This window comes from Pseudomonas sp. B16(2017) (genome assembly GCF_002113205.1).
Lineage (GTDB): Bacteria > Pseudomonadota > Gammaproteobacteria > Pseudomonadales > Pseudomonadaceae > Aquipseudomonas > Aquipseudomonas pharyngis.
On record NZ_NEKA01000025.1, the window covers coordinates 20,267 to 46,613 of the forward strand.

Consider the following 26,347-nt stretch of genomic DNA (forward strand, 5'->3'; position numbering starts at 1 on the left):
ACTCGCAGCCACCGAAATAAATGAAGAGTCTGGCCAGGATCGACCCAGCAAGGTCTGCGCCCTGGCCGCGAGGTTTTATGCTCCCGGAACATTCCGATCTATCCAGCCCTGTGTTCTTGCCCGTCACGGATGAAACCTGCGCGAACCTGTTGCAGGCGGGTGGCGCAAAAGCGCTCGAAAGCCTGACCGATCCGGAATTGGCAGCGGTGCTGGTCATCCAGAATCTGGTGCAGACGAAAGAGCAGGATCTCGGCGCCGTGGCGGCAGAGAAGGTTCTGGCCAAGCTGTTGGCGTGGGCTGTCGACACCCGTCAGTCTACGAATGCGAGCCTGCTGTCGGAAGCGCAGCGACTGTTCGACCCGCGCAAACTGTATTTCGGCCTGAAGGTCCTGAATCCTCTGAACCTGCGTTTTCTGTTGGCCGAAGAAGTATCCGCACGCGACTACTTGTTGCCCGACGGCCAGTGGGACTTCGAATACAAGGTGCGGCGCCATCGCAGCCATGACCCGTTCAGCCAGTCGATTGTGACGCCCCGTTACCGCGAGCGCTGGTTGAGCCCGGCACAGGACAAACTGGTCAGAACCTTCCGCGCCAATCTGGACGAAGACCTGCACGTTCAAGGCTACGCAGGAATCGGCAAAAGCCATCTGCTGGTGGCGTTGCTGGAGCACCTGCGCCCGGAAAAGACTCTGTTGCTGGCGCGCACCCCGGCCAAGCTGGAAGTCCTTCGCCAGCGCATGGTGGGGCCGAGCGAGAAGAAGGCTGGCAAGACCTTCCTGGCGTTTGCACAGTCGCTGATGCTCGGGCGCAGGCCTCAGGCTGAAGGGGCGACTCGGATCCTCAGTCGCCAGGCGCTGGCGCAGGAACTGAATATCTTCGGCTTTCGCCACCACGACGGGCAGGCGACCCTTGAACTCTGCCTCAAGGTGATCGAGCGCTACTGCCGCTTCCGCGATCACACTTTTTCGGCGAAGCATCTTCCACATTTCAACCAGCCGCTCTCCAGCGTGGACGCTCAGGTGTTGCTGGAGTATTCGAGCCGGGTGTGGGGCTATCTCGAACTCAACCCGGCGTGGGGCAGCCAGACCGGGTTCGAAGCGCTGCTGATGATCAAGCGGGCCTGCATTGCTGGTTGCGTGGTGCCGGCGCGCTACACGCACGTGCTGATCGACGAGAGCCAGGATATTCCCGGGTCGCTGTTGCAGATCATCGAACGTGGCCGCCAAGTGCTGATCACCCTCGGCGACGAGTACCAGCAGGCCAGCGGTGTGCCGGTCAAACGGCACCGTGAGGTTCGCCAGAGCGATATCAGCTATTCCGTGCGTTCGGGTCGCAACGTCGAGCGGCTGGTCAACCCGCTGATCGCCCGGCACTCGCAGAAGGGCAAGATACCGTTCGAAGGCGCCAGTGATGCTGACGTCCTGATCAAGGAATATCCAGAAGGGTTCGTGCCGCCCGAAGGCTGCGTGGTGCTGACGGCATCGCCGTGGGACACGATGATCTGGGCCATCCACCTGCACGATGCCAACTGCAAGTTCAGATTTCCGGACAAGCGCACTCAGGATGAACTCAAGCATTTCATGGCCACCGCCATCGAACTGTTCAAGCCGGACTTCTACCGTTCCGAATTCAGCGAAAACGGCGTGCATCCGTACTTCAGCGATCTGCCCGACTGGCAGGCTGTGTGCGACGCCAACCGGTTCGACGAGTCGTTTCTGCGGGTCAAGGCCAAGCTGGAAAACGGTTTCATGATTGCCGACCTGACACGCCTGAACCGAATGATCGACAACGCCGGCAACGGCTGCCTGCTGATGCTGGCGGAAGAGGCGGGTGGCATGGAGTTCGACAAGGTGCTACTGACACCGGGGCTGCTGACCAACGAGAAGTTCAAGGACGCCTACGCGTTCGATCAGCGGATCTGCGCCGTGTACATCGCCATCTCCCGGGCCAGGCTGAAGCTTTACGTGCCGTACGATGTCGTGGCGTGGGTCGAGTATCACGAGTACCAGCGGTTTCGCGATACGGCGGGGCATTGAGGGTCGGGCTCACGGTTCACTGCCCGAGCTGCCGGTATACAACCGAATGATGTCATCAATCTCCCCCGACATTTTCATCCGCAGCAACGTCCTCAATATCTGCTGCACCGGCACGTTCGGATCGTTGCGCACATAGCAACCGACCTTCTGTTCCTGCAACACCGCCACCGCTTGCAGTTGTTGCCCCGGCAGCAGGCGCTGATTGAACCAGTCCAGGGTCCATTGATTGCTCACGGCGTAGCGATAGCGGCCGGCCAGCAGTTTGTCGAGCACCTGCTCCTGATTGCGCGCGTCTTCGCGCGAGAGTCGGTCGGCGTCGAATATTGGTTGCAGCGTGGGGTAGCTGTAGCCGAGGACGGTGCCGATCGACTGGCGGGGCAGGTGGGCCGGGTCGGACTGGACCGGCGACCCCTGACGGCTGATCAGCAGGTCGCGCTGGAAGAACAGCGGCAGACTCCAGATGTAATCGCCGGACAGGTTCGGCAGCCACGATTGTGCGGCATAGCAGCGCACGTCGACTTCGCCGTGTTCCATGGCGTTCTGCACCCGGGCGCGGGGCAGGACGTGAAATTGCGTCGGCACGCCGACCTGGGTCGCGAGGCTGAGCATCATGTCGTAGAGGATGCCCTGGGTCGGGCGGCCGCGTTCGATCTGCACCATCGGCATCGCCCAGCTGTCGGCAACGGCGAAGCGCAGCGGCGGTTGCGACGCCATCGCGCTCAGGCTGATTCCCAGTATTGCCCCCACGGCCCACCGCATAAACGCTCCGGTAATTCCCGATCCCGAACCGATAAAAGCCCCTGCCCATGCAGCTTAGCCAGAATAGACGAGCACACCGGATGCAATTTTGCCCCTGCTCCGCTAGCATTAGCCGCTTCTGCTTCCTTTGCCGCGACGGTTTTCGATGAGTTATCAGGTTCTTGCACGTAAATGGCGTCCGCGCTCGTTCCGCGAAATGGTCGGCCAGACCCATGTGCTCAAGGCTCTGATCAATGCCTTGGACAGCCAGCGCCTGCACCACGCCTACCTCTTCACGGGTACGCGGGGCGTCGGCAAGACCACGATTGCGCGGATCATCGCCAAATGCCTGAACTGTGAAACAGGTATCACTTCAAGCCCGTGTGGCGAGTGTTCGGTGTGCCGCGAGATCGATGAAGGCCGTTTCGTCGACCTGATCGAGATCGACGCCGCGAGCCGGACCAAGGTCGAGGATACCCGCGAACTGCTCGACAACGTGCAGTACGCCCCGAGCCGCGGGCGCTTCAAGGTCTACCTGATCGACGAAGTGCACATGCTCTCCAGCCATTCCTTCAATGCGCTGCTGAAAACCCTCGAAGAGCCGCCGCCCTACGTCAAGTTCATCCTGGCGACCACCGACCCGCAGAAACTTCCGGCAACGATTTTGTCGCGATGCCTGCAGTTCTCCCTGAAGAACATGACGCCTGAGCGGGTGGTCGAGCATCTGACCCACGTTCTGGGCGCCGAAAACGTCCCGTTCGAAGACGACGCCCTGTGGCTGCTCGGCCGCGCGGCGGACGGTTCGATGCGTGACGCCATGAGCCTGACCGACCAGGCCATCGCCTTCGGTGAAGGCAAGGTATTGGCCGCCGATGTGCGGGCGATGCTCGGTACGCTGGATCACGGTCAGGTCTACGACGTGTTGCACGCGCTGATTGAAGGCGACGCCAAGGCGTTGCTCGAAGCCGTGCGCCATCTGGCCGAACAGGGGCCGGACTGGAACGGCGTGCTCTCGGAAATTCTCAATGTGCTGCACCGTGTCGCCATCGCCCAGGCCTTGCCGGAAGGTGTCGACAACGGTCATGGCGACCGTGACCGGGTGTTGGCCCTGGCGCAGGCGTTGCCGGCCGAAGACGTGCAGTTCTATTACCAGATGGGCCTGATCGGCCGCCGCGACTTGCCGCTGGCGCCGGACCCGCGAGGCGGCTTCGAAATGGTCCTGCTGCGGATGCTGGCCTTCCGGCCGGCGGACACGGCAGACGCCCCGAGGCAACCGCTAAAGCCAGTGGGGATCAGCCAGGCCACAGTTGATTCCGCAAACTCAGTGGCTGCCGCGCCGAAACCTGCGCCGGTAGTTGCTGCGGCTGTTGCACCCACACCCGCGCCAGCACCGGTGGTTACGCCTGCGCCTGCTCCCGAGCCTGCACCGGTTGCCCAGGTGATTGTGCCGGAACCCGTTCCTGAGCCAGAGCCAGAGCCAGAGCCGGTTGCCGTTGAGGAAGTTGTCGATCTGCCGTGGAATGACCCGGTAGAACCGGCGCCTGTGCAGCAGCCAGCGGTGGAGCCCGTTCTGGAAACCACCGCCGAACAACCCGATTTGCCGCCAATGCCACTGCCGACTCCGGACAGCGTCGTGCCGGACGCCCCGGAGTGGGCCGCCGCGCCAATCCCCGAACCGTCAGTGGCCGAAGTCGATGCTGCCACGCCGGGCATGGACATGGACGACGAGCCGCCGCTGGACGAGGACTACATCGAGCCGGACATGGATTCGGCCTACAGTTACCTCGACGATCTGGCCAGCGAACACGCTGCAGAACCGGCCCCCGAGCCCGAGCCGGAACCTGCCGCCGCGCCGGCCACCGGTCTGGCCCTGCAATGGCTGGAGCTGTTCCCGCAACTGCCGATCTCCGGCATGACCGGCAGCATCGCCGCCAACTGCACGCTGATCGCGGTCGATGGCGATCACTGGCTGATGCACCTGGACCCGGCCCACAGCGCCTTGTTCAACGCCACCCAGCAGCGTCGTCTGAACGATGCGTTGAACCAGTTCCACGGGCGCACGCTGACCCTGGCCATCGAGCTGATCAAGCCCGAGCAGGAAACCCCGGCCCAGGCCGCGTCCCGGCGCCGTGCCAACCGTCAGCGCGAGGCGGAGGAATCGATCCACGGCGATCCGTTCATCCAGCAGATGGTCCAGCAGTTCGGTGCGGTCGTGCGACACGATACTATTGAACCTGTCGACGCCCTGGTCAGTCAGGGCTAATAACTGAGGGCGTCCGGCCTGTATGGCCGGGCGCTGTTTTGATCCAAGTACTTTTGAGGTGATTCCCATGATGAAAGGTGGCATGGCCGGCCTGATGAAGCAGGCGCAGCAGATGCAGGAAAAAATGGCCAAGATGCAGGAAGAACTGGCCAACGCCGAAGTCACCGGCAAAGCCGGTGGCGATCTGGTCACCGTGGTGATGACCGGTCGTCATGACGTGAAAAAAGTCAGCATCGACCCGAGCGTACTGCCGGGCCTGGACGAAGACGACCGTGAAGTGGTCGAGGATCTGGTGGCCGCAGCCGTCAACGCCGCTGTGCGTCAGATCGAAGCCAACAGCCAGGCGAAAATGGGCAGCATGACCGCTGGCATGAACCTGCCGGCCGGTATGAAACTGCCGTTCTGATTCGCCATCCGGCGACAGATGAGCTACACAAAATGCCAGGCAGTGCGCCTGGCATTTTTGTTTCTGGCCGGTAGAGATGTGTTGGCTGTAATGACGCCTTCGCGAGCAAGCCCGCTCCCATATGGGATTGCATTTCAAATGTGGGAGCGGGCTTGCTCGCGAAAGCGTCAACACGATTTGCCGGAATAAACATCGAACACCCCACCGCCCCAAGGGTCTGCTTCCTATACCCCCGAATTCATCATTCAAAGGAGAAGCCGACATGTCCGACCCTCTGACCCTCAATCAACGCTTCGTGCTGGCCTCGCGTCCGGTGGGCGCGCCGACGCCCGAGAATTTCCGTCTGGAGCGCGAGGCGCTGCCGGACCTTGAGGACGGCCAGGTGTTGCTCAAGACCCTGTATCTGTCGCTCGATCCCTACATGCGCGGACGCATGAGTGACGCGCCGTCCTACGCGGCGCCGGTACAAATCGGCGAAGTGATGACCGGTGGCGCTGTCAGCCGGGTCGAGCAGTCGCGTCATCCGAAATTCCACCCTGGCGATCTGGTCGTCGGTGCCACCGGTTGGCAAAGCCACAGCATCAGCGATGGCCGCAACATCATCCCGATTCCGTCGGGCCTGCCGAGCCCGTCGATGGCGCTCGGCGTGCTGGGCATGCCGGGCATGACCGCTTACATGGGTTTGATGGACATCGGTCAGCCGAAAGAAGGGGAGACCCTGGTGGTCGCCGCCGCTTCCGGCGCAGTGGGCTCGGTGGTCGGCCAGGTGGCGAAGATCAAAGGTCTGCGCGCCGTCGGCGTGGCTGGTGGTGCCGAGAAGTGCAAATACGTGGTCGAGGAACTGGGCTTCGACGCCTGTATCGATCACAAGGCGCCGGACTTTGCCGAACAACTGGCCAAGGCCTGCCCCAATGGCATCGACATCTATTACGAAAACGTCGGCGGCCATGTCTTCGATGCCGTCGTGCCGCTCCTCAATCCCAAGGCGCGGGTTCCGTTGTGTGGCCTGATTGCCGGCTACAACGCTTCGGAAGCGCCGAAAGGCCCGGATCGCCTGCCCATGTTGCAACGCACCTTGCTGACCAAACGCGTACGGATTCAAGGTTTCATCGTGTTCGACGACTACGGCGACCGACAGCCGGAATTCATCAGTGCCATGGTGCCGTGGGTGCGCGACGGCAAGGTGAAATTCCGCGAGGACGTGGTCGAGGGCCTGGAGCAGGCGCCTGAGGCGTTTATCGGGCTGCTGGAGGGGCGCAACTTCGGCAAACTGGTGGTGAAGGTCGCCCAGGACTGAGGATTTGACGCTGGCCGGAGGCGCGGGTATAAACCGCGTCTCGTTGTTTTGTCGGACTTTTTCCCCATGAGCTTCAGCCCTTTGATTCGCCAACTGATCGACGCCCTGCGAACCTTGCCGGGCGTGGGTCAGAAAACTGCCCAGCGTATGGCGTTGCAGTTGCTCGAACGTGATCGCAGCGGCGGTACGCGCCTGGCCCAGGCCTTGAGCCAGGCCATGGAAGGGGTCGGACACTGCCGCCAGTGCCGCACGCTGACCGAAGACGATCTGTGCCCGCAATGCGCCGACACCCGCCGCGACGACACGCTGCTGTGCGTGGTGGAAGGGCCGATGGACGTCTACGCGGTCGAGCAGACCGGCTTCCGTGGTCGCTACTTCGTGCTCAAGGGGCACCTTTCGCCGCTGGACGGCCTGGGCCCGGAAGCCATCGGCATTCCGCAATTGATGGCGCGGATCGAAGAGGCGGGCACCTTCACCGAAGTCATCCTCGCCACCAACCCGACCGTGGAAGGTGAAGCGACGGCACACTACATCGCCCAGTTGCTGCAGAACAAAGGCTTGATCGCCTCGCGCATCGCTCACGGCGTGCCGCTGGGTGGCGAACTGGAACTGGTGGACGGCGGCACGCTGGCTCACTCGTTTGCCGGGCGCAAGCCGATTTCCCTCTGAGCCACACAATCCTGTTGAAAACCAAGCAAGCGCTCGGTTAAGTTCGGCGAACCCTTCCATGGAGTTCGCCGATGCCCGCCTTCCAGGAATACTTCGACCCCAGCCACCAAATGGTCCGCGACAGCGTCAGACGTTTCGTCGAGCGCGAGATCCTGCCGGACGTCGATGCGTGGGAAGAAGCCGAAAGCTTTCCCCGTGAGCTGTACCTGAAGGCCGGTGCGGCCGGCATCCTCGGCATCGGTTACCCCGAAGCGCTGGGCGGCAGTCACGAAGGTGATCTGTTCGCCAAGATCGCCGCCAGCGAAGAACTGATGCGTTGCGGCTCCGGCGGGCTGGTCGCCGGGCTCGGCTCGCTCGACATCGGATTGCCGCCGATCATCAAATGGGCCCGGCCTGAAGTTCGTGACCGCGTCGTCCCCCTAGTGCTCAGCGGCGAGAAAATCAGCGCCTTGGCCGTCACCGAACCGGGCGGCGGTTCCGACGTCGCCAATCTGCAGACCCGCGCCGTACGCGATGGCGACCACTATCGAGTCAGCGGCAGCAAAACTTTCATTACCAGTGGTGAGCGCGCCGATTACTACACCGTCGCGGTGCGTACCGGTGCGCCCGGTTTTGGCGGCATCAGCCTGTTGTTGATCGAGAAGGGCACGCCGGGTTTCACCGTCGGCCGGCCGCTGAAGAAAATGGGCTGGTGGGCGTCGGACACGGCTGAATTGTTCTTCGATGATTGCCGGGTGCCCTTAGGAAACCTGATTGGCGCGGAGAACATGGGGTTCGCCTGCATCATGGGCAACTTCCAGAGCGAACGTCTGGCGCTGGCGCTGATGGCCAACATGACCGCGCAATTGGCGCTGGAAGAGAGTCTGAAGTGGGCGAAGGAACGTGAAGCGTTCGGCAAACCCATCGGCAAGTTCCAGGTGATCAAGCATCGCCTCGCGGAAATGGCCACGGCGCTGGAAGTCTCGCGGGAGTTCACCTACCGGCAGGCAGCGAAGATGGCGGCGGGGCAGAGCGTGATCAAGGAGATTTCCATGGCCAAGAACTTTGCCACGGACACTTCGGACCGCATCACCAACGAAGCGGTGCAGATTCTTGGTGGGTTGGGTTATATGCGCGAAAGTCTGGTGGAGCGGCTGTATCGGGATAACCGGATTCTGTCGATTGGCGGCGGGACGCGGGAAGTGATGAACGAGATCATCAGCAAACAGATGGGACTTTAGATTTTGCAGTGAGGCTGCCGGCCCATTCGCGAGCAAGCCCGCTCCCACATTCGACCATGTTCCATCAGGGGAATGCGGTCGAATGTGGGGGCGGGCTTGCTCGCGAAGGCGTAATGGCAGGCGCCGCTTATTTATCAGTCAACGCAAACTGCGTCAGGCAGAACGTCGGAATCCCCATGTCCTCAAGACGCTGCGAACCACCCAGTTCCGGCAGATCGATGATCGCCGCTGCTTCATGAACGCGGGCGCCCATGCGGCGGATCAGGTTGGCCGCTGCGATCAGCGTGCCGCCGGTGGCGATCAGGTCATCGAACATCACCACCGAGTCGCCTTCGCACAGGCTGTCGGCGTGCACTTCGAGGAACGCTTCGCCGTACTCGGACGCGTAACCTTCGGCCAGCACGTCCGCCGGCAGCTTGCCCTGCTTGCGGAACAACACCAGCGGCTTGTTCAACTGATAGGCCAGTACCGAACCGATCAGGAAACCACGCGCATCCATCGCACCGATGTGGGTGAAGTCGGCTTCGACATAGCGGTGGGCGAAGCTGTCCATCACCAGGCGCAGAGCCTTGGGCGACTGGAACAGCGGGGTGATGTCGCGAAAGATCACACCCGGTTTCGGGAAGTCGATCACGGGGCGGATCAGGGATTTGATGTCGAAGGAGTCGAAGACCATCGTCGAGGTGTCCTGGCAGGGCTGCAAACGGCGCAGTATACCCGCGGCTGAAACGATTCGCTCGGCCGCGGGTCGAGATCAGACTTCGAGCGAGCCGCCAGCCAGGGCGCAGAGCTGGATCGGGTCGAGGATGTGGATTTCCTTGCCCTCGGCGGCGATCAGTTCGTTCTGCTGGAAGCGGGTGAAGACCCGGGACACGGTTTCCACCGCCAGCCCCAGGTAGTTGCCGATTTCATTGCGCGACATGCTCAGGCGGAACTGGTTGGCCGAGAAGCCGCGAGCGCGGAAACGCGCCGACAGGTTGACCAGGAACGTGGCGATGCGCTCGTCGGCGGTTTTCTTCGACAGCAGCAACATCATCTGTTGGTCGTCGCGGATTTCCCGGCTCATCACGCGCATCAGCTGACGGCGTAGCTGCGGCAGTTGCAGGGCCAGTTCATCGAGGCGTTCGAACGGAATCTCGCAGACCGAAGTGGTTTCCAGGGCCTGGGCGGACACCGGGTGTTTCTCGGTGTCCATGCCGGACAGCCCGACCAGCTCGCTCGGCAGGTGGAAACCGGTCAGTTGCTCTTCGCCGGTATCGCTCAGGCTGAAGGTCTTCAGAGCGCCGGAGCGTACTGCATAAACGGAATCGAAGGTGTCGCCCTGGCGGAACAGGAACTCACCCTTTTTCAACGGGCGACCCCGTTTAACGATTTCGTCCAGCGCTTCCATGTCTTCCAGATTCAGCGAAAGTGGCAGGCAGAGAGGGGCCAGGCTGCAATCCTTGCAATTAGCCTGGTTGTGAGCGCGCAGTTTAACTGGCTCGGACATTTCTTAAATCCTTGTGGGAAAACACACATAAGGCGTAAGGGTAACCCACTGGAAGACATTCAGGCCAGCCTGTGGCGAGATTGCCCCACCGGCAAAACGCCGCAGGGATGACGGCCGATAAACGTGTCTCGGACGGCGTGCAAGGCACCGTTTCGATGACCGCTATGGATACGCAGCCCCCTGCGTTGTTGATGAAAAGTCAGATCACCCGGGAAAAGCGCTGGCGATTCTGCTGTTCCAGATACGCATCGAACACCATGCACACCGAACGCACCAGCAGTCGCCCGGCCGGCAGCACGGTGATGCGTTCGCGATCCAGTTCGATCAACCCGTCCTGCGCCATACCCTGCAATTGTGGCCAGAGCGCGCCGAAGTAGCCCTGAAAATCGATGTTGAAGCTGCGCTCGATCTCGGCGAAGTCCAGGCTGAAATTGCAGATCAGTTGCTGGATCACCGCGCGGCGCAGGCGATCGTCAGCGTTGCACACCAGGCCTCGGCTGGTGGCCAGTTGCGCGCCGGCGAGGGTGTTCTGGTAGTGATTGAGGTCGCTGCTGTTCTGGCAGTACAGATCGCCGATCTGGCTGATGGCCGACACGCCCAGGCCGATCAGGTCGCAGTGACCGTGGGTGGTGTAGCCCTGGAAATTGCGTTGCAGGGTCGATTCTTCCTGAGCAATCGCCAGTTCATCGTCGGGCAGGGCGAAGTGGTCCATGCCGATGTAGCGATAGCCGGCGGCGGTCAGTTGTTCGATGGTGCGTTGCAGCATTTCCAGTTTCTGCGCCGGGCTCGGCAGTTCGTTGCCGTTGATCCGCCGCTGCGGCATGAAGCGTTCCGGCAGGTGGGCGTAGTTGAATACCGAGAGCCGGTCCGGTTGCAGGCTGATGACTTCCTCGACGGTACGGGCGAAGTTGTCCGGGGTCTGCTTGGGCAGGCCATAGATCAGGTCGATGTTGATCGAGCGAAATTGCAGGGTGCGAGCCGCGTCGATCACCGCGCGGGTTTCCTCCAGGCTTTGCAGGCGATTGACCGCCCGTTGCACCGCCGGATCGAGATCCTGCAGGCCGATGCTGACCCGATTGAAACCCAGCTCGCGCAGCAGGCCCATGGTCGACCAGTCGGCTTCGCGCGGGTCGATTTCGATGCCGTAGTCGCCGGAATCGTCATCCAGCAGATTGAAATGCTTGCGCAGGTGCGCCATCAACTGGCGCAATTCATCGTGGCTGAGAAAGGTCGGCGTGCCGCCGCCGAAGTGCAGTTGCTCGACTTTCTGCGCCGGGTCGAGGTGACAGGCGATCAGCTGGATTTCCTGCTCGAGCCGTTGCAGATAGGGCAGCGCGCGGCCGCGATCCTTGGTGATGACCTTGTTGCAGGCGCAGTAATAGCAAATGTTCGCGCAGAACGGCACGTGCACGTACAGCGACAACGGGCGCAGGGCCTTGCGGCTATCGCGCAGGGCGTGGAACAGGTCGAAGGTGCCGACCTGACTGTGAAATTGCACGGCCGTCGGGTACGAGGTGTAACGCGGCCCCGCCAGGTCGTAGCGGCGGATCAAATCGGTGTCCCAACGAATGGCGTCGAGCATGCGGGCATTCCCCCGGATAGGCTGGCAGTGTGCCGAGTCTAGGGGAGGGCACAAAAAGGCATCTTGATTTGCATCAACGGGATCAGTGGCCCATCAGCCAGTGCTGGTGCGGCCCCGGCAGGGTCCAGATACCGAACAGGATCACCAGCAGACCGCCGGCCATGCGCACGCTGCGTTTGCGCAACAGCGCCGTGACCCGCTCGGCCGCGAGGCCGGTGGCCAGCAATACCGGCCAGGTGCCGAGCCCGAAGGCGAGCATCAGCAACGCGCTGTCGAGTGCATTGCCCTGACTGGCCGACCACAGCAACGTGCTGTAAACCAGCCCGCACGGCAGCCAGCCCCACAGCGCGCCGAGCAGCAAGGCCCGGGGCAGGCTCGACACTGGCAGCAAGCGGTTGGCGACGGGTTGAATGTAACGCCACAGTCCGCGCCCAAGGCTTTCGATACGGGTCAGGCCGCTCCACCAGCCCGCCAGATACAGACCCATGGCGATCAGCAGCAAACCGGCGAGCACGCGCATGAACAGCGCGGCAGGACTGTTGGCCACGGCCCATCCGGCCAGTCCGATCAGTAATCCCGCCGTGGCATAACTGAAAATCCGCCCGAGGTTATAGGCCAGCAGCAATCGAAAACGTCGGCTGCGTTGTTCCTTGGGAATCGCCAGGGTCAGTGCGCCCATCAAGCCTCCGCACATGCCCAGGCAATGGCCGCCGCCGAGCAGGCCGAGGATCAACGCAGACACCAGCAGCGGCGCCAGTTCAAGCATGGGGTGGCGCCTTGTCGTCCGCTTTTGTAGGGTTGGCTTCGTCCACCGCAGCGGTGTGGTTCGGGTCCTGGTCGTCGAACAGGATGCTGTGGGCCGGGCCGTCGAGGTCGTCGTATTGGCCGCTGTCCACCGCCCAGAAGAAGATGTAGACGGCGATGGCCACGATCAGCAGCGCGGCCGGAATCATCACGTAGAGAGCTGGCATCTGTACTCCATGCCCGCGCGGCTCAGGCCGGCAGCGGGCGGGTTTCTGACGTGGCGCTAACGGCCGGCGCGCTCGGCAGGCGAGTCAGGCGCAGGGCGTTGAGCACCACGGTCAGCGAACTGATCGACATGCCGACGGCGGCCCACACCGGAGTGATCCAGCCGAGGGCGGCGAACGGCAACATTAGGCCATTGTACAGCGCGGCCCACAACAGGTTCTCGATGATCACCCGGCGTGTGCGGCGCGCCAGCGTGAAGGCTTGTACCAAGGCGTCAAGTCGGTTGGACAGCAGCACCGCATCGGCACTGGTTTTCGCCAGATCGGTGGCCGAGCCCATGGCCACGCTGATGTCCGCAGCAGCCAGCACCGGCACGTCGTTGACCCCGTCGCCGAGCATCAACACCTTGCGGCCGTCCTTGTGCAGTTGTTGCAGCACTTGCAGCTTGTCGTCCGGGCGCAGACCGCCCCGGGCCTCGTCGATGCCCAGTTCGGCGGCGACGCTGGCGACCATCGGCGAACTGTCGCCCGACAGCAGCAGCGTGCGCCAGCCGCGCGCCTTGCACGCGGCGAGCAGGGCGGGGGCGTCGTCGCGCAGACGGTCGTCGAGGGCGAGCCAGGCCAGGGGGCCCTGATTGTCACCGAGCAGCAGCCATTGCCCCGGCTCTTTCGGCATCGATGGTACCGGCGCGCCGCTGAGATCACAGACAAAATCCGCCTGACCGATGCGCAAGCGCTGTTCGCCGACCAAGCCTTCAAGCCCCAGGCCCGGCGTACTGTGGACGTCTTCGGCAGCCAGTGGCGCGCGACCAAAGGCGCGGGCAATCGGGTGTTCGGAACGGTTTTCCAGGGCGGCGGCGAGGCTCAGGCATTGATCGCTGTCGAGGGCGCCGAGCGGGCGGATCGAGCGCAGTACCAGTCGGCCTTCGGTGAGAGTGCCGGTCTTGTCGAAGATCACCGTGTCGATCTGGTTCAGACCTTCCAGCACATGGCCGCGCGTCAGCAGCAGGCCAAGTTTGTGCAGAGTGCCGGTGGCGGCGGTGAGGGCGGTCGGTGTCGCCAGTGACAGCGCGCACGGGCAGGTCGCCACCAGCATGGCGAGGACGATCCAGAACGCCCGCGACGAATCCAGTTCCCACCACAACAGGCCGATGGCGGCCGCCGCGATCAGCGACAGCAACAGGAACCATTGCGCGGCGCGGTCGGCGATTTCCGCCAGCCGTGGTTTTTCCGCCTGGGCGCGATCCAGCAGGCGGACGATTGCCGACAGCCGCGTGTCCTGGCCGAGCGCCTGCACCTCGACGGTCAGCGCGCCTTCCACGTTCAGCGTGCCGGCGGTGACCGCATCGCCCTTGGTACGCGGTTGCGGCAGGTATTCGCCGGTCAGCACCGACTCGTCGATGCTCGACTGGCCATCGAGGATCTTGCCGTCCGCCGGCAGCACCGAACCGGGCTGCACCAGCACCCGGTCACCGAGGCGCAGTTCGCTGAGCAGGATGCGTTCGCTCTGGCCGGCGTTGTCGAGGCGCAGGCACGAAGCGGGCAACAGATTGACCAGTTGCGCAGTGGCAGCGGCGGTACGCTCTCGGGCGCGGCGTTCGAGGTAACGTCCGGCAAGCAGGAACAGCGCGAACATGCCCACCGCGTCGAAATACAGCTCGCCGACCCCGGTGATCGAGGTCCAGATCCCGGCGATATAAGCCGCGCCGATCGCCAGTGAGACCGAAACGTCCATGGTCAGATGACGGGTGCGCAGGTCGCGCATGGCCCCTTTGAAAAACGGCGCGCAGCTGTAGAACACGATCGGCGTGGTGAGGAACAGCGCGACCCAGCGCAGGATGGTGTGCAACTCGGGACTGAGGTCGATGTTGAATTCCGGCCAGGTGGCCATGGTCGCCATCATGGCCTGAAACCACAGCAGCCCGGCCACACCAAGCTGACGCAGGGCGAGGCGGTTTTCGCTGGCCAGTTGCTCGCTGGCGCGGTCGGCCTGATACGGGTGCGCGGCATAGCCGATGTGGCGCAGTTCGCCGAGGATCTGGCTCAGCGGCAATTGTCCGTCGGCCCAACGTACGTAGAGGCGATGGTTGGACAGGTTCAGCCGCGCTTCGGCCACGGCGGGCAGGGTGCGCAGGTGTTTCTCGATCAGCCAGCCGCACGCGGCGCAACTGATGCCTTCCATCAACAGCGTGGTTTCGGCCAGTTCACCTTCGTGGCGCACGAAGGGTTGCTGCACGTCGGCGCGGTCGTACAGCTCAAGCTCGTCCACCAGTTGCACCGGCAGCGCTTCGGGGTTGGCCGAAGCTTCGCTGCGATGCTGGTAATAGCTTTCCAGCCCGCCGGCGACGATGGCTTCGGCCACCGCCTGGCAGCCGGGGCAGCAGAACTCGCGGGACTCCCCGAGCACGACGGCGGTGAAGCGGCTGCCGGACGGGACGGGCAGGGCGCAGTGGTAACAGGGGAGTGGGGTGTTCATCAGCTAAATCGTCGTCCGGGAGGGCCTCATCGCGAGCAGGCTCGCTCCCACATTGGGTTTGCGGCGTTCACAAAACCTGTGGGAGCGAGCCTGCTCGCGATGCGCGAAGCGCGGCTTTATTTCTTCAGGTCTTCAGCGCCTTGAAGCGGCTCATCACCCAGCAACAAGTCCTTGTCATGACTCACCAGCTCCTCCTCGAACATCCGCCACACGTGGTCGTCCTGAGTGCCCAGCAACTCAACAAAGCGCCGGCCTTCGATCTTGTCGCTCAACTGGCCGATGTAGCGGCCCTGTTCAGTCTCGCTGCGGGCCAGGACGATCTTGCGATCCTTTTCCGGCTGGGTCGGCGAGATCAGGTTCAGTTCCAGGGTTTTCGGCTGGCTGTCGCCGCTCAGGCGCAGGTCGACTTCTCCGGTGACGTCATCCAGGTGCACGGCGGCGCGCATCTTCAGGGTCTGCGCCAGCAATTCACGGTCCAGCGAACGGTTGATGCCTTTGCCGGCCTCGTAGTAGTTGTCGTTGACCAGGTTATCCGGGTTGTTCACCGCGATGGTCACCATGGACAGCGTCAGGGTCACCGAACAGGCCAGAATCCCGATGATGATCCATGGCCAAAGGTGCTTGTACCAGGGACTTGCGGCGTTTGCTGCGGGCATGTTCAGTTCTCTCAACGATTTTGTGGGCCGATGAACCGGCTCTTGGCTTCTACGTGGACGCTGTCGTCATCGGCATCCCTGAGGATGAATTTCACCTCGTTGGTGCTCGAAGGCAATTGTTCAGGCGCGCTCGACAGCTCGACCGGCATGCTGAAGATTTCCCCGGCCGGCACTTTGATCTCGCGTTTGCCTTGCAGGCGCAGATCCGGCAAACCGGCGGCTTCCAGCACGTAGGTGTGGTCGCGCTGATCCTTGTTCATGATCTTCAGGCTGTAGACGTTTTCGATCCGGCCTTCGGCGTTTTCGCGATACAGCACGCGGTCCTTGCTGACGTCGAAACCCACCAGCGAACGCATGAAGAAGGCCGTCACCAACAGGCTGATCATCGCCAGCAGCACCACGGCATAACCGATCAGGCGTGGCCGCAGTTTATGGGTTTTCTGCCCGGACAAGTTGTGCTCGGTGGTGTAGCTGATCAGCCCGCGAGGGTAATCCATCTTGTCCATGATGCTGTCGCAGGCGTCGATGCACGCGGCGCAACCGATGCATTCGATCTGCAGGCCGTCGCGGATGTCGATGCCGGTCGGGCAGACCTGGACGCACATGGTGCAGTCGATGCAGTCGCCCAGGCCCTGAGCCTTGTAGTCGATGCCTTTCTTGCGCGGACCACGGCTTTCACCGCGACGCGGGTCGTAGGAAACGATCAGCGTGTCCTTGTCGAACATCACGCTCTGGAAGCGTGCATACGGACACATGTAGATGCACACCTGCTCACGCAGCCAGCCGGCATTGCCGTACGTGGCCAGGGTGAAGAAACCGACCCAGAAATACGACCAGCCATCGGCTTGCCCTGTGAAGAATTCGATTACCAGTTCGCGGATCGGCGAGAAGTAACCGACGAAGGTCATGCCGGTGACGAAACCGATCAGCAGCCACAGCGCGTGCTTGGCGAATTTACGCAGGAACTTGTTGGCGCTCATCGGCGTCTTGTCGAGCTTGATGCGCTGGTTGCGGTCGCCTTCGGTGACCTTCTCGCACCACATGAAAATCCATGTCCAGACGCTTTGCGGACAGGTGTAACCACACCAGACCCGGCCGGCATACACGGTGATGAAAAACAGGCCGAACGCAGCGATGATCAACAGGCCCGAAAGCAGAATGAAGTCCTGGGGCCAGAACGTGGCGCCGAAAATGAAGAATTTGCGCTCCGGCAGGTTCCACCATACGGCCTGATGGCCGCCCCAGTTCAGCCATACCGTACCGAAATACAGCAGGAACAGGGCGGCGCCGCCTGCCATCCGCAGATTGCGGAACAGGCCAGTGAAAGCACGGGTGTAGATTTTTTCTCGAGAGGCGTAAAGGTCGACGCTGTTGTTTGCGTTCTTGCTGGGTGGCGTGACGTCGTGTACCGGAATCTGGTTGCTCATCATTGCATCCCACGGCAGTGGAAAAATGCCTCGGTCGATACGTGCCGGCCGGGGTCAAAAAGGGGTGTTGCGGTGGCGCAATGATACGCCTGTACTACCGACGAACGGGTGCGACCTTTGGTCGCGTTGGGGAAAAATCATGAATGGTGTAGCGAATGTAACAAAGCATGATGCAGATCAATTGACTATAGACGATCCTTGGTCCCGTTCTCGCGAACGAGCCTCCGGAATACGCTGACATGCCTGTCTGGAGCGGCATCAAACCAGTTTTCCACCTCCGAGACTGTCCAGCCCGTTGCCGTTACTCTTCTCGGCGCGTTCGACTGTTTTTGTTTTGTCGCTGGCAGGGGCTTCGGTAGGTGTGGTTTGAATTTCCGAATAGGCGTAAAGGAAATCGTCATGGGGTTGAACGCAGTCGTGATCAGATTCTCGCATTGGTTTTCTTCCTTGAGGTCAATGTGTCGAACGACAAGCTACAGGGCACCTCATTAAGCGTCCATCGAGCATTCGTCTCAAATCATGAAGGTGCCGGAATGCAAAGCGGCCCCGCCAATTCTCATTGGCGGGGCCGCTTTGTTTGCTTCAGGCGTCGGCCTTACTGGGCCTCGGCTTCCGCAGGTTTTTCACCGTGGGACAGGCTGTAAACGTAAGCCGCCAGCAGGTGAACCTTGTCGTTGCCCTGCAGTTGTTCCTGGGCAGGCATCTGGCCCTGACGGCCGTAACGGATGGTCTGCTGTAGTTGTGCAAAGCTCGAACCGTAGATGAACGCGGCCGGGTGAGTCAGGTCGGGTGCGCCCATGGCTGGCGTACCCTTGCCCGCCGGGCCGTGGCAGGCCACGCAGTTGGCAGCGAACAGTTTCTGGCCGTTGGCCGGGTCTGCCTTGGTGCCTTCCGGCAGCTTGCGGCCATCCAGATTGGTCAGCACGAACGCGGCCACGTCGGCCACGCCTTGCTCGCCGATCACTTCTGCCCAGGCCGGCATCACCGCGTGACGACCGCCCATGATGGTGGTCTTGATGGTTTCCGGCTCGCCGCCCCAGCGCCAGTCGGCGTCGGTCAGGTTGGGGAAACCATAAGCGCCCTTGGCGTCGGAGCCGTGGCAGACCGAGCAGTTGGAGGCGAACAGACGGCCACCCATCTTCAGGGCTTGTGGATCCTTGGCGACTTCTTCGATCGGCATGGCGGCGAACTTGGCGAAGATCGGACCGAACTTGGCGTCCGAACGGGCCATTTCCTTTTCCCACTCGTGAACGCCGGTCCAGCCGGTCTGGCCGTTGGCGAACGCGGTCTGCTTCTCGGTATCGAGGTAGTTGTAGCCCGGCAGCAGACCTTTCCAGTTGCCCAGGCCCGGATACAGCACCAGGTAACCCAGAGCAAACACGATAGTGCCCACGAACAGCATGAACCACCATTTCGGCAGCGGGTTGTCGTACTCCTCGATCCCGTCGAAGGAGTGGCCGACCGTCTCGTCCGTCTGTTCGCTGCGCTGGCCCTTGCGGGTCGACAGCAACAGCCAGGTCAGGGAAAAGATCGTACCGAGACTGAGGACTGTGACGTACAGACTCCAGAATGTAGTCATTCTTTGTTACTCCTAGAAGCTTGCTCGACGTGCTTGATGGCTTCGGGATCATCCGCGAAGGGCAGCAAGGTCGCGTCTTCAAACTCCGACTTGCGCTTGGGGCTGAACACCCACAACGCCAGGCCGATGAAGGCAACCATCACGACAACGGTACCCAGGCCTCGAATCATCCCGATATCCATCAGAATCACCGTTTGCTTTTGATGATGGTGCCCAGGCCTTGCAGATAGGCCACCAGCGCGTCCATTTCGGTTTTGCCCTTCACGGCATCTCTTGCACCGGCGATGTCTTCGTCGGTGTAAGGGACGCCAAGCGTGCGCAACACTTCCATTTTCTTGGCCGTGTCTTTGCCATCGAGCTTGTTTTCTACGAGGAACGGGTAGGCCGGCATTTTCGACTCGGGGACGACGTTGCGCGGGTTGTACAAGTGCGCACGCTGCCAGTCATCGGAGTAACGACCGCCGACGCGGGCCAGGTCCGGACCGGTACGTTTGGAACCCCACAGGAACGGGTGATCCCAGACGCTTTCACCGGCGACCGAGTAGTGGCCATAGCGTTCGGTTTCGGCACGGAACGGTCGGATCATCTGCGAGTGGCAGCCGACACAGCCGTTGGCGATGTAAACGTCGCGGCCTTCCAGTTCAAGGGCGGTGCGCGGCTTCATGCCTTCGACCGGCTTGTTGGTGACGTCCTGGAAAAACAGCGGAACGATTTGGGTCAGGCCACCGACGCTGACGGCGATGACCATGAAGAAGGCCAGCAGACCAATATTCTTCTCGACAGCTTCATGCTTCATCAGTGAGCTCCAACTACGGCGATCTTGGCGGCGGCTTCGGCTTCAGCCGGGTTCGAGGCGCGAACGGTGCGCCATACGTTGTAAGCCATCAGCAGCATGCCGCTGGCGAAGAACGCACCGCCCAGAGCTCGGACGATGAAGCCAGGGTGGCTGGCCTGCAGCGCTTCGACGAACGAGTAGGTGAGGGTGCCGTCGTCGTTGATTGCACGCCACATCAGGCCTTGAGTGATGCCGTTGACCCACATCGAAGCGATGTACAGCACGGTACCGATGGTCGCGAGCCAGAAGTGCGCGTTGATCAGGCCGGTGCTGTGCATCTGCGCGCGGCCGAACAGTTTCGGGATCATGTGGTAGATCGCGCCGATCGAGATCATCGCTACCCAGCCGAGAGCGCCGGCGTGTACGTGGCCGATGGTCCAGTCGGTGTAGTGCGAGAGCGAGTTGACGGTCTTGATCGCCATCATCGGACCTTCGAAGGTCGACATGCCGTAGAACGCCAGCGATACCACCAGGAAACGCAGGATCGGGTCGGTACGCAGCTTATGCCAGGCGCCCGACAGGGTCATCATGCCGTTGATCATGCCGCCCCAGCTCGGTGCCAGCAGGATGATCGACATCGCCATGCCCAGCGACTGCGCCCAGTCCGGCAGAGCGGTGTAGTGCAGGTGGTGCGGACCGGCCCAGATGTACAGAGTGATCAGCGCCCAGAAGTGCACGATCGACAGACGATAGGAGTAGATCGGACGTTCGGCCTGTTTCGGCACGAAGTAGTACATCATCCCCAGGAAACCGGTGGTCAGGAAGAAGCCCACGGCGTTGTGGCCGTACCACCACTGGATCATCGCGTCGGTGGCGCCCGAGTAGGCCGAGTAGGACTTGAACAGGCTGACCGGCAGCGACATGTGGTTGACGATGTGCAGCATCGCGGTCACCACGATGAACGCACCGTAGAACCAGTTACCGACATAGATGTGCTTGGTCTTGCGCTTGGTGATGGTGCCGAAGAACACCAGTCCGTAGGAAATCCAGACAATGGCCAGCAAAATGGCGATCGGCCATTCCAGCTCGGCGTATTCCTTGGTGGTTGTGTAACCCAGCGGCAAGGTAATGATCGCGCCGACGATCACCGCTTGCCATCCCCAGAAGGTGAAGGCCGCGAGGCTGTCGGAAATCAGTCGCGTCTGGCAGGTTCGCTGCACGACATAGTAGGAAGTGGCAAACAGTGCACAACCACCGAAGGCGAAAATCACCAGGTTTGTGTGCAACGGGCGCAGGCGTCCAAAGCTCGTCCACGGCAGACCGAAATTCAACTCCGGCCAGACCAGTTGCGAGGCGATGAAGACACCGAGCCCCATGCCAAGGATCCCCCAGACCACCGTCATGATGGCGAACTGGCGGACTACCTTATAGTTATAAGCAGTCGGACTGATTGCTGTGCTCATTCTAAGGTTCCACGGTTTGGGTGTTTTATTAGGATTAAAATCGGCCGCAAGTATGTAGAAAGCAGGGGGGCAATGCAACGCGCCATGACCTGGGTCAATGCTTTCCAACGCTGATTCTGCGGCCTTTCCATGCGCCGCGTAAGGACAAAATTGCCCTCGGGCAAAATGTCGCAGCGGACGAAAAAAGCGAGGGGTCCCGGTCAGATGTAACGGGGTGTGTTCGAACGCTCGGTTCGGGTGACGGACGGTAATGGGCACGACAGCCGGTATCTACCGGCCTTTGCGGCCATGTCAGTCAGCCGATTCGTTCAACGCCTCGCTCGGGGTCGACCTGGAACCGGCACGGGCCAGTCCGCATCGAGCAAGCGTAGACCCGAATCCGGGTAACCGAAAGGAGAGGGGGTGAAGGGGTGCGACAATGCGTCGCAAAGGGGCTGGAAACTGCCGCACTGGAAACGTGCGGCACGTCTTGTGCGCAATGATTACTTTTTATTGTCCTCGGTAATCAGTTTTTCTGTATTCAATCCATTGCTCAGGCTGTACACATAAGCGGCCAGCAATTGCACTTTATCGTTGCCCAACAGCTCGTTCTGAGCTGGCATGTGGCCCTGACGACCATGGCGAATGGTCTGCTCCAGTTGCGTCAGGCTGGTGCCGTAGATGAAACCGGCCGGGTGCGTCAGGTTCGGCGCGCCCATGGCTTCGGTGCCCTGGCCGTTTGCCCCGTGACAGGCGGTGCAGGTTGTGCTGAACGCCTGCTGACCCGCTTGAAGATCAGCCTTGTTGTCCGCCGGCAGTGGCAGCCCCGCCAGTTCATGACGCACATACGCCGCGACATTTTTCACTCCGGCCTCGCCCAGCACTTCACCCCACGCCGGCATCGCCGCCATCCGGCCACCCATGATGGTCGTCTTGATGGTTTCGGCGCTGCCGCCCCAACGCCAGTCCTTGTCGGCGAGGTTAGGGAAACCGAACGCACCCTTGGCGTCCGAGCCGTGGCACACCGAGCAGTTGGAGGCGAACAGACGGCCGCCCATTTTCAGTGCCTGTGGGTCCTTTGCCACTTCTTCCACCGGCATCGCGGCGAACTTGGCGAAGATCGGCCCGAACCTGGCGTCAGCCTTGCTCATCTCCTTTTCCCACTCGTGGACGCCGGTCCAGCCATCCTCGTAGCCAGGCAGGATGCCTTTCCAGTTGCCCAGGCCCGGATAAAGAATCAGATAGCCCACGGAAAACACCAGCGTGCCGGCGAACAGCATGAACCACCACTGCGGCAGCGGGTTGTCGTACTCCTCGATGCCGTCGAAGCTGTGGCCCATGGTCTGGTCGACGCTGCCCTTGGTTTCGCCCCGACGGGTGCCGACCAGCAGCCAGGTCAGGCCGATCAGGCTGCCGATGGTCAGTACGCAGATCCACGTACTCCAGAAGGTGGTCATGGCCGGGTACTCCTTGTTTCATTAACTTGGGTAGTGTCGGGTTGCGGCTCGTCGGCGAACGGCAGCAGGCGTGCTTCGGCGAATTCCGGCGTGCGCTTGCGGTTGAACACCCACAGGGTCAGGCCGACGAAGGCCACGAACACCACGACCGTGCCGAGGCCGCGAATCAGGCCTGCACTCATTTCAATGACCATCGTGCTCACCTCTTGCTCTTGATCGCAGTGCCGAGCACTTGCAGGTAGGAGACGAGGGCGTCCATTTCGGTCTTGCCCTTGAGGCTGGTCACCGCGCCGCTGATGTCGTCGTCGGTGTACGGCACGCCGAGGGTGCGCATGGTCTTGAGCTTGGTTTCGGTGTGGCTGCTGTCGACCGGTTGGGTCACCAGCCATGGGTAGGCCGGCATCTTCGATTCCGGTACAACGTTGCGCGGGTTGTACAAGTGCGCACGGTGCCAGTCATCCGAGTAACGCGCGCCAACCCGGGCCAGGTCCGGACCGGTACGTTTCGAGCCCCACAGGAACGGGTGATCCCACACGCTTTCCCCGGCCACCGAGTAGTGCCCGTAGCGTTCGGTTTCGGCGCGGAACGGCCGGATCATCTGCGAGTGGCAACCGACGCAGCCTTCGCGGATATAGATGTCGCGGCCTTCCAGTTGCAGCGCGGTGTAGGGCTTCATGCCTTCCACCGGTTTGTTGGTCACGTCCTGGAAGAACAGCGGGACGATCTGGGTCAGGCCGCCGATGCTCACGGCGAACACCATCAGCAACATCAGCAGGCCGACGTTCTTTTCAATCGTTTCGTGTTTCATGGCGGACTCCTCAGGCCATCTGCGCGGCAGCAACGACATCAGCAGGCTGCGAGGCCCGCACGGTGCGCCAGGTGTTGTAAGCCATCAGGAACATGCCGCTGAGGAAGATCGCCCCACCAATCAGCCGCACGACGAAGCCCGGGTGGCTGGCCACCAGGGTTTCGACGAAGGAGTAGGTCAGCGTGCCGTCCTCGTTCACCGCACGCCACATCAGGCCTTGTGCAATGCCGTTGACCCACATCGAGGCGATGTAGAGCACGGTGCCGATGGTCGCGAGCCAGAAGTGCGCGTTGATCAGGCCGATGCTGTGCATCTGCTCTTTGCCGAAGACTTTCGGGATCATGTGGTACAGCGCGCCGATGGAAATCATCGCCACCCAGCCGAGTGCGCCGGCGTGTACGTGGCCGATGGTCCAGTCGGTGTAGTGGGAGAGGGCGTTGACGGTTTTGATCGCCATCATCGGACCTTCGAAGGTCGACATGCCGTAGAACGCCAGCGACACCACGAGGAAGCGCAGGATCGGGTCGCTGCGCAACTTATGCCAGGCGCCCGAGAGGGTCATCATGCCGTTGATCATCCCGCCCCAGCTCGGTGCCAGCAGAATCAGCGACATCACCATGCCCAGCGACTGCGCCCAGTCCGGCAGCGCGGTGTAGTGCAAGTGGTGCGGACCGGCCCAGATGTACAGGGTGATCAGCGCCCAGAAGTGCACGATCGACAGGCGATACGAATACACCGGGCGTTCGGCCTGTTTCGGCACGAAGTAGTACATCATCCCGAGGAAACCGGCGGTGAGGAAAAAGCCTACGGCGTTGTGGCCGTACCACCATTGCACCATCGCGTCGGTTGCACCGGCGTACACCGAGTAGGACTTGGTGAAACTCACCGGCAGCTCAAGGTTGTTGACGATGTGCAGGATCGCCACAGTGATGATGAACGCGCCGAAGAACCAGTTGCCCACATAGATGTGCTTGGTCTTGCGCTGCATGATCGTGCCGAAGAACACGATGGCGTAGGCGACCCAGACGATGGTGATCAGAATGTCGATCGGCCATTCCAGCTCGGCGTATTCCTTGGAACTGGTGTAACCCAGCGGCAGGCTGATGGCCGCCAATAGAATCACAAGCTGCCAGCCCCAGAAGCAGAACGCGGCGATTTTCGGCGCAAACAATTGCGTCTGGCAGGTGCGCTGTACCGAGTAGAACGAACTGGCGAACAAGGCACAGCCGCCGAACGCGAAGATCACCGCGTTGGTGTGCAGCGGGCGCAGGCGTCCGAAGCTGGTCCACGGCAGGTTGAAGTTGAGTTCGGGCCAGACCAATTGAGCCGCGAGAAAAACCCCGAGCCCCATGCCGACGATGCCCCACACCACCGTCATAATGGCGAATTGGCGGACCACCTTGTAGTTGTAGGCGGTACTGATAGAAGTGTTCATGGTTCCCCATCCACGGTTCAGCCGAAGTGAGCGCGCGCAGGAACGCCGCGAATCCTTCGTCTGGAGTTATAGGCAGACTAAAAGCGAGGCAAGCATGGACAAACAGCACAAGGCCAGTATTGACGGGGATCAATGGGCGCAGTGCGTGCTCGATCATGGATGGCTCTGGAACGCCGCCAGTGGTGAGGCTTCGGCGACGTTGATCCTGGCCCACGGTGCTGGTGCGCCGATGGATAGCGAGTGGATGACTGATATGGCTGGGCGCCTTGCCGGGCTTGGTATCAACGTGTTGCGGTTTGAGTTTCCTTATATGGCGCAGCGGCGTATCGACGGCAGCAAGCGTCCGCCGAATCCGGCGCCGAAGTTGCTGGAATGTTGGCGTGAGGTTTATGGCCTGGTGCGACTTCATGTCGCTGGGACACTCGCGATTGGCGGCAAGTCCATGGGGGGGCGGATGGCGAGTTTGCTGGCTGATGAGCTTGGCGCTGATGCTTTGGTTTGTCTGGGTTATCCGTTTTATGCGGTTGGGAAACCTGAGAAACCGCGGGTCGAACATCTGGCTGGGTTGAAGACACTGACGTTGATTGTTCAGGGGGAGCGGGATGCGCTTGGCAATCGGGACGCTGTTGAAGGGTATTCCTTATCGCCGAGTATTGAAGTGTTTTGGCTGGCTGCGGGGGATCATGATTTGAAGCCGCTCAAGGTTTCCGGGTTTACGCATGAGCAGCATTTGGCTTCGGCTGCGGAGAAGGTGGCTGGGTTTCTTCAGATGTAGCCCAGACCGGTAAAGTCCGGGCACATCCTTTATGTCGGAAACCGTGGACGCTATTCACTGATCACCAGGTTAAAGCGTCCGATGGGCTGTGTCCGATAGCCATGACTTTTGAACTTTGCTTCAAAAGTACCTACTGCGATTCCCTTGGCAGGATCGAGGTCTATGGTCAGGGTGGCTTCATCGGCATCGACCACACTCCATCCATCAAAGCCATCCGGCGCGGGAATTGAATGACTGTGTCTGAAGCTCAATTTGTCCTTAAGCGTGTAGGTGGCTTTGAGAGGGGCGTCATTGATGTACGGGAAATTCATGCTGTAGGCGAAGTAGTCTCCGCCAGAAATTGATCCGGTCGATCCTGAGATTGACCAAGACAACTCCCCCGTTGGCGGATACTCATGTAGATAAAACAGGGATCTTTCAGCTGCCACTTCGGGATTGCTTCCAAATTTCCAGTGGAACTGATTTGCAAGGATCGTAGGGCTATGGGATCGAGGGACAAAAACAGTAAGGCTGCTCATCTGGAGTTCCTTTTTCATGAAGGGTGATTGGCGTTCTTTTAATAGATCGCCAAACACTTGATATGCCTTCCTCAAGATGAGCGTCTACTGTCAAACCTGACAGCTAGGCGGATGGCTTCATATGTGCTTGTAGTGGTCAGCTAATAAGATTGCCTTGATGGGGTGTATATCCGTTGCTGCGGTGATGGCTGCTTAGGGTTCCGCCCTTACGGCGGGTCACTTTTGGCAAACGCCCTCTGTGTCAGGCTACCTGTCGCCCTTGTTGATTGACTCGTTCATTCAAGAGGGTGAAGGTGCATAACAATGTCCAATTTAGGCAAGCGCTACGACA

26 protein-coding genes are annotated in these 26,347 nt (G+C 61.3%); 7 read left to right on the forward strand and 19 right to left on the reverse strand.

Translation table 11 applies throughout. From position 1 onward, the window contains the following. Positions 1-77 precede the first annotated feature (77 nt). Positions 78-2,036, forward strand: a complete 1,959-nt coding sequence (locus tag CAG25_RS27360; protein WP_085613293.1) for a hypothetical protein — start codon at positions 78-80, stop codon at positions 2,034-2,036. Between the two features lie 9 nt (positions 2,037-2,045). Here the strand turns inward: CAG25_RS27360 and CAG25_RS27365 are convergent, their stop codons facing one another. Continuing rightward, entirely contained in the window at positions 2,046-2,795 is a 750-nt protein-coding gene (locus CAG25_RS27365) for an ABC transporter substrate-binding protein (protein WP_085613294.1), read from the reverse strand. 145 nt (positions 2,796-2,940) lie between these two features. Here CAG25_RS27365 and dnaX point away from each other — a divergent pair, with 145 nt between their 5' ends. The 5 genes from dnaX to CAG25_RS27390 all read left to right on the forward strand — a co-directional run bounded on the left by dnaX (position 2,941) and on the right by CAG25_RS27390 (position 8,629). Further along, positions 2,941-5,037 carry a DNA polymerase III subunit gamma/tau gene (dnaX, locus tag CAG25_RS27370; protein WP_085613295.1) on the forward strand — a complete coding sequence of 699 codons (2,097 nt, stop codon included), beginning with the start codon at positions 2,941-2,943 and terminating at the stop codon, positions 5,035-5,037. Positions 5,038-5,104: 67 nt separating this feature from the next. Then, a complete protein-coding gene (locus tag CAG25_RS27375; RefSeq protein WP_007951650.1) occupies positions 5,105-5,443 on the forward strand; it encodes a YbaB/EbfC family nucleoid-associated protein in 339 nt (112 codons plus the stop codon). A gap of 262 nt (positions 5,444-5,705) precedes the next feature. Further along, on the forward strand, positions 5,706-6,740 hold the full coding sequence (locus tag CAG25_RS27380; protein WP_074687639.1) for an NADP-dependent oxidoreductase: 1,035 nt from the start codon (positions 5,706-5,708) through the stop codon (positions 6,738-6,740). 66 nt (positions 6,741-6,806) lie between these two features. Further along, positions 6,807-7,409 (forward strand): recombination mediator RecR, encoded by a 603-nt coding sequence (gene recR, locus CAG25_RS27385; protein WP_007951652.1) that lies wholly within the window; start codon positions 6,807-6,809, stop codon positions 7,407-7,409. A gap of 71 nt (positions 7,410-7,480) precedes the next feature. Then, positions 7,481-8,629: an acyl-CoA dehydrogenase family protein gene (locus CAG25_RS27390; RefSeq protein ID WP_085613296.1), complete on the forward strand. Its 1,149-nt coding sequence runs from the start codon at positions 7,481-7,483 to the stop codon at positions 8,627-8,629. A gap of 127 nt (positions 8,630-8,756) precedes the next feature. On the opposite strand, the gene CAG25_RS27395 is transcribed toward CAG25_RS27390, so the two are convergent. The 17 genes from CAG25_RS27395 to ccoN (CAG25_RS27470) form a co-directional block, all read right to left on the reverse strand. Further along, positions 8,757-9,305, reverse strand: a complete 549-nt coding sequence (locus CAG25_RS27395; RefSeq protein WP_085613297.1) for an adenine phosphoribosyltransferase — start codon at positions 9,303-9,305, stop codon at positions 8,757-8,759. 78 nt (positions 9,306-9,383) lie between these two features. Beyond that, a complete protein-coding gene (gene fnr, locus CAG25_RS27400) occupies positions 9,384-10,118 on the reverse strand; it encodes a fumarate/nitrate reduction transcriptional regulator Fnr (protein ID WP_039770035.1) in 735 nt (244 codons plus the stop codon). Between the two features lie 199 nt (positions 10,119-10,317). Continuing rightward, positions 10,318-11,700, reverse strand: a complete 1,383-nt coding sequence (gene hemN / locus CAG25_RS27405) for an oxygen-independent coproporphyrinogen III oxidase (RefSeq protein WP_011333280.1) — start codon at positions 11,698-11,700, stop codon at positions 10,318-10,320. Between the two features lie 82 nt (positions 11,701-11,782). After that, on the reverse strand, positions 11,783-12,466 hold the full coding sequence (locus CAG25_RS27410; protein ID WP_085613298.1) for a sulfite exporter TauE/SafE family protein: 684 nt from the start codon (positions 12,464-12,466) through the stop codon (positions 11,783-11,785). Next, positions 12,459-12,671 (reverse strand): cbb3-type cytochrome oxidase assembly protein CcoS, encoded by a 213-nt coding sequence (ccoS, locus tag CAG25_RS27415; protein WP_064594725.1) that lies wholly within the window; start codon positions 12,669-12,671, stop codon positions 12,459-12,461. Before ccoS ends, CAG25_RS27410 begins: the two co-directional genes overlap by 8 nt. Positions 12,672-12,693: 22 nt before the next feature. Next, on the reverse strand, positions 12,694-15,144 hold the full coding sequence (locus CAG25_RS27420; RefSeq protein WP_085613299.1) for a heavy metal translocating P-type ATPase: 2,451 nt from the start codon (positions 15,142-15,144) through the stop codon (positions 12,694-12,696). A 116-nt stretch (positions 15,145-15,260) separates the two neighbouring features. Beyond that, positions 15,261-15,800 carry a FixH family protein gene (locus tag CAG25_RS27425; RefSeq protein WP_085613300.1) on the reverse strand — a complete coding sequence of 180 codons (540 nt, stop codon included), beginning with the start codon at positions 15,798-15,800 and terminating at the stop codon, positions 15,261-15,263. A gap of 11 nt (positions 15,801-15,811) precedes the next feature. Further along, a complete protein-coding gene (gene ccoG, locus CAG25_RS27430; protein ID WP_085613301.1) occupies positions 15,812-17,227 on the reverse strand; it encodes a cytochrome c oxidase accessory protein CcoG in 1,416 nt (471 codons plus the stop codon). A gap of 258 nt (positions 17,228-17,485) precedes the next feature. Then, positions 17,486-17,662: a hypothetical protein gene (locus CAG25_RS28590; protein ID WP_158090095.1), complete on the reverse strand. Its 177-nt coding sequence runs from the start codon at positions 17,660-17,662 to the stop codon at positions 17,486-17,488. 160 nt (positions 17,663-17,822) lie between these two features. Then, a complete protein-coding gene (gene ccoP, locus CAG25_RS27435) occupies positions 17,823-18,806 on the reverse strand; it encodes a cytochrome-c oxidase, cbb3-type subunit III (protein ID WP_039770046.1) in 984 nt (327 codons plus the stop codon). After that, on the reverse strand, positions 18,803-18,988 hold the full coding sequence (locus CAG25_RS27440; protein WP_003175465.1) for a CcoQ/FixQ family Cbb3-type cytochrome c oxidase assembly chaperone: 186 nt from the start codon (positions 18,986-18,988) through the stop codon (positions 18,803-18,805). Before CAG25_RS27440 ends, ccoP (CAG25_RS27435) begins: the two co-directional genes overlap by 4 nt. A 5-nt stretch (positions 18,989-18,993) precedes the next feature. After that, on the reverse strand, positions 18,994-19,602 hold the full coding sequence (ccoO, locus tag CAG25_RS27445) for a cytochrome-c oxidase, cbb3-type subunit II (protein WP_011333287.1): 609 nt from the start codon (positions 19,600-19,602) through the stop codon (positions 18,994-18,996). Continuing rightward, positions 19,602-21,044, reverse strand: coding sequence for a cytochrome-c oxidase, cbb3-type subunit I (gene ccoN / locus CAG25_RS27450; RefSeq protein ID WP_039770049.1), 1,443 nt, complete (start codon positions 21,042-21,044; stop codon positions 19,602-19,604). The genes ccoO (CAG25_RS27445) and ccoN (CAG25_RS27450) overlap by 1 nt, the downstream gene beginning before the upstream one ends. A gap of 482 nt (positions 21,045-21,526) precedes the next feature. Continuing rightward, a complete protein-coding gene (ccoP, locus tag CAG25_RS27455; protein WP_085613302.1) occupies positions 21,527-22,480 on the reverse strand; it encodes a cytochrome-c oxidase, cbb3-type subunit III in 954 nt (317 codons plus the stop codon). Further along, positions 22,477-22,674: a cbb3-type cytochrome c oxidase subunit 3 gene (locus CAG25_RS27460; RefSeq protein WP_085613303.1), complete on the reverse strand. Its 198-nt coding sequence runs from the start codon at positions 22,672-22,674 to the stop codon at positions 22,477-22,479. The genes ccoP (CAG25_RS27455) and CAG25_RS27460 overlap by 4 nt, the downstream gene beginning before the upstream one ends. A gap of 5 nt (positions 22,675-22,679) precedes the next feature. After that, positions 22,680-23,288, reverse strand: a complete 609-nt coding sequence (gene ccoO, locus CAG25_RS27465) for a cytochrome-c oxidase, cbb3-type subunit II (RefSeq protein ID WP_085613304.1) — start codon at positions 23,286-23,288, stop codon at positions 22,680-22,682. Positions 23,289-23,298: 10 nt separating this feature from the next. After that, the gene (gene ccoN / locus CAG25_RS27470; protein ID WP_007969190.1) at positions 23,299-24,723 is read right to left on the reverse strand and encodes a cytochrome-c oxidase, cbb3-type subunit I; all 1,425 of its coding nucleotides are present in this window, start codon (positions 24,721-24,723) and stop codon (positions 23,299-23,301) included. A gap of 94 nt (positions 24,724-24,817) precedes the next feature. Here ccoN (CAG25_RS27470) and CAG25_RS27475 point away from each other — a divergent pair, with 94 nt between their 5' ends. Then, positions 24,818-25,498, forward strand: a complete 681-nt coding sequence (locus CAG25_RS27475; RefSeq protein WP_085613307.1) for an alpha/beta family hydrolase — start codon at positions 24,818-24,820, stop codon at positions 25,496-25,498. 50 nt (positions 25,499-25,548) lie between these two features. On the opposite strand, the gene CAG25_RS27480 is transcribed toward CAG25_RS27475, so the two are convergent. Further along, on the reverse strand, positions 25,549-26,016 hold the full coding sequence (locus CAG25_RS27480; RefSeq protein WP_085613305.1) for a hypothetical protein: 468 nt from the start codon (positions 26,014-26,016) through the stop codon (positions 25,549-25,551). Positions 26,017-26,347: the final 331 nt, after the last annotated feature.